Origin of the sequence: Mesorhizobium sp. M7A.F.Ca.CA.003.01.2.1 (assembly GCF_003998945.1) — a bacterium.
Lineage (GTDB): Bacteria > Pseudomonadota > Alphaproteobacteria > Rhizobiales > Rhizobiaceae > Mesorhizobium > Mesorhizobium ciceri.
Window position 1 is genome coordinate 1 of sequence record NZ_RZRA01001657.1, and the last position, 468, is coordinate 468.

The window sequence follows — 468 nt, forward strand, 5'->3', positions numbered from 1 at the left end:
ATGCCTCGATCAGCGGCTATGGCGAAGACGGACCATGGGTCAAGAGACCCGGCCAAGACCTGCTGGCGCAGGCGCGCTCCGGCGTGATGTGGCTGAACGGCGATGAGGACCAAGGGCCGGTGCCGTTCGGTCTTGCCATCGGCGACATGCTGGCCGGTGCCGCCTGCGCGCAGGGCATTCTGGCCGCACTCGTGCGGCGCGGCATCACCGGCCAGGGCAGCCATATCGAAACCAGTCTCCTGGAAGCGCTGGTCGATTTCCAGTTCGAGGTGCTGACGACGCATCTCAATGACGGCCGCCGGCTGCCCAGGCGCTCCAGCTTCCGCAGCGCGCATGCCTATCTGTCGGCGCCTTACGGTGTTTACCCGGCCAAGGACGGATACCTCGCCATCGCCATGACGCCGATTCCCAAGCTGGCCGATCTCCTGTCGCTCAGCGAACTCGCACCCTATCGCGACAAGCCTGCGT

General features: G+C 65.8%; 1 protein-coding gene. It reads left to right on the forward strand.

Going from position 1 to position 468, the window contains the following annotated elements:
* The coding region (locus EN969_RS34795; RefSeq protein ID WP_206525388.1) for a CoA transferase at positions 1–468 on the forward strand (468 nt) is incomplete at both ends.